The organism is Marinimicrobium sp. UBA4509, assembly GCF_002388575.1.
GTDB lineage: Bacteria > Pseudomonadota > Gammaproteobacteria > Pseudomonadales > Cellvibrionaceae > Marinimicrobium > Marinimicrobium koreense.
Genome location: NZ_DGMV01000007.1, coordinates 401 through 1,954, shown reverse-complemented (window position 1 = coordinate 1,954; position 1,554 = coordinate 401). Strand labels below are relative to the sequence as shown.

Annotated in this window: 1 protein-coding gene; it reads right to left on the bottom strand. The window is 58.1% G+C overall.

All coding sequences use genetic code 11. The features are described from left to right. Nucleotides 1-66: 66 nt before the first annotated feature. The gene (locus B3520_RS00485; protein ID WP_286804733.1) at nt 67-1,458 is read right to left on the bottom strand and encodes an MATE family efflux transporter; all 1,392 of its coding nucleotides are present in this window, start codon (nt 1,456-1,458) and stop codon (nt 67-69) included. Nucleotides 1,459-1,554: the final 96 nt, after the last annotated feature.

The following is a 1,554-nucleotide window of genomic DNA, read 5'->3' as shown; positions in this document are numbered from 1 at the left end:
TCTCACAAGGGTTTACCGCACAGTGACCCGGACGTTACGCAAACACCCACCACCAGATTATAGACCCTACTGATTCATTAAGTTTCGGCGTTTGGCCTCGCGGGCTTCACGGGCTGCAACGCCATACTCCTTCCAATGCCCCTTACGCCAACGCCACCACTTGATCGCCGCCCGCACCGACTCATCCGCCAACGCCGCCGACATCACCCCGTAAATACCCCAACCCAACGTAATAGTCAGCACATAAGCCAAGGGTACCGAGAACAACCAGATCACCGCAATCGTCGAATAAGAGATAAACGCCGCGTCCCCCGTCGAGCGCAGCGCCGAGCCCATCACAATGTTCACCGTACGCGCGGGCTCCGCCACAAACGCCAATACAAACACCCAAAACCCGAATGCCAGAATTGCCGGATCATCGGTATAAATCCCCAGCATCTGCTGGTTTAACGCCACCCATAGCAGCGCCAGCAACCCCGTACCCCAGATGGCCACCTTCACACTGTGACGCATCTGCCGATCCGCCTCGGCAAACTCATTGCGCCCGACCCGCTGGGCGATGATCACCTCCGTCGCCATGCCCAGCGCGACGGAAATCATCAGGCAGAACAGAAACGTATTGAAAGCGTAGACCTTTACCTTCAACGCCAGGTCTCCCACCCCGGCGACAATCCAGTTCAACACAATCATGTACATATTGAACGACACCGGCTCCAGGCTCGCTGGGGCGGCAATCCGCAGTACCGGCTTGATCAGAGAACGAAACTCCCGAACCCCCTGCCTCAATGGCAGGCGCAGACCGAGTTTGAAATGCACGATACTGAAGGTGAACACGAAGCTGCAGAAAATTGCCGCGACGCTGGCCATGGCCACGCCGTCAACGCCCATCCTGGGAACGCCAAACAACCCGAATACGACGATGCTGTTGCCGAGGATATTTGCCCCGAAGAAGACAAAGTTACTGATGGTGTTCCACTTTGGTTCGCCGTAGACATTGAGGATCGTCTGGTAAGACGCCCGCAGGCCCCAGATGGCCACCATCCAGCCGATGATGCCCAGGTAGGTCACCGCGTGGGTTTCCACCGTCTCCGACAGCGGCATCCAACCGGCGACGTAGGCGCCGCCGATGTTGATGGCCATTGCGGTGAGCACGGCCAGGCCCATGATCAGAAACACGTAGGCCATGATGGTGGCGTTGGCGGTGTCGTATTTGTTGGCCCCGATGCGCTGGCTGGCGATGCTGGAGCCGGCAAAGGCGGTCACCATGAGCAGGGTGTTGCCGGCGAATACCAAGGGCGATACGGCGCCCACGGCGGCCGCCGCGCTGTCGGAGATCCGGCTCAGGAAGAACATGTCGGTGAGCGGAATGGTAAAGGTCACCGCCTGATCCACCAACATGGGCGCACTCATGCCCCACAGGCCTTTGTCCAGGACGCGACTTTTTGGTTGATGACTCAAGAATGGGCCTCGTTGCGGTGTAGATGGTTAAGAGTTTAACGTTTATTTTAAGCGGCGTAGGTTCGTCACGACCGGACCAAGAAGGGGGAATACCCT